The organism is Silvimonas amylolytica, from assembly GCF_014645555.1.
In the GTDB taxonomy this organism is placed as follows: domain Bacteria; phylum Pseudomonadota; class Gammaproteobacteria; order Burkholderiales; family Chitinibacteraceae; genus Silvimonas; species Silvimonas amylolytica.
Window position 1 is genome coordinate 1 of record NZ_BMLY01000018.1, and the last position, 1,229, is coordinate 1,229.

General features: G+C 57.6%; 1 protein-coding gene. It reads left to right on the forward strand.

All coding sequences use genetic code 11. The features are described 5' to 3' along the window. Window positions 1-61 precede the first annotated feature (61 nt). Entirely contained in the window at window positions 62-1,222 is a 1,161-nt protein-coding gene (locus IEX44_RS20805) for an IS30 family transposase (RefSeq protein ID WP_188698836.1), read from the forward strand. Window positions 1,223-1,229: the final 7 nt, after the last annotated feature.

Sequence of the window (1,229 nt, forward strand, 5' to 3'; positions counted from 1 at the left end):
TGTGGATTCAACCGGTCGATGCAACACACTAGAACCTGCGCAGGCAGGAGGAGTGTGGCACATGAAACAGAGACGCCGGATTTACTACTCGGAAAGCCAGAAGGCACTGATGTGGGATCGCTGGCAGCAAGGCGAATCGCTCCAGCACATCGCCCAGTTGTTTGACCGCAATCACTCGTCCATTCAAGGCATCCTGGCTCAGACTGGCGGGATACGTCCTGCACCCAGAAAACGCGCACGCCTGGCACTCACCCTCACCGAAAGGGAAGAGATTTCGCGCGCTTTGGCGGTGGGAAACCCCATTCGATGCATTGCGTGCCATCTGGGTCGCGCACCCTCGACGATCAGTCGTGAAATTCGGCGGAATGGGGGATGTGCGTCCTATCGGGCCGCTGATGCTGATCAAGCGGCATGGGATCGGGCGCATCGGCCCAAGCGATGTAAACTGGTCGAGAATCCCGCGTTGGCGCAGATTGTGGCAGACCGGCTGCAAAGGCAGTGGTCGCCAGAGCAGATCGCCGGCTGGCTCAAGCGGGAACATCCCCACGACGAGCGCAATCAGGTGTCCCATGAAACCATTTATCGCAGTCTCTTCATTCAGGCCCGTGGCGCACTGAAGAAAGAGTTGCTGGCTCATTTGCGGCGCACCCGCGCCATGCGGCGTTCACGTCATCACACGCAAAAGACAGAAGATCACGGCAGGATCACCGATGCCATCTCCATCCGTGAACGTCCCGCCACAGTTCAGGATCGAGCAGTGCCGGGCCACTGGGAAGGCGACCTGCTCTGTGGCAGCAAAAACAGCCAGATAGCCACGCTGGTAGAGCGTCAGACGCGTTATGTGATGCTGGTGAAATTGAGGAGCAAAGACACCGGGAGTGTCGTGACCGCGCTCATCAAACAGGCCCACAAGCTGCCAACAATGCTGTATCAATCACTCACCTGGGATCGTGGCAAGGAACTGGCCGACCACAAACGCTTTACGTTGGCCACCGACATCCAGGTTTATTTCTGCGACCCGCAGCACCCATGGCAACGCGGGACCAATGAAAATACGAATGGGTTGTTGAGACAGTACTTCCCCAAGGGAACAGATCTCTCGGGCTACACCCAGGCGGAACTGGATGCAGTAGCCGGGCGACTGAATGAACGGCCCCGGAAAACGTTGGGTTATGAAACACCGGCTGAACGATTCCAACAGGCTGTTGCATCGACCGGTTGAATCCACA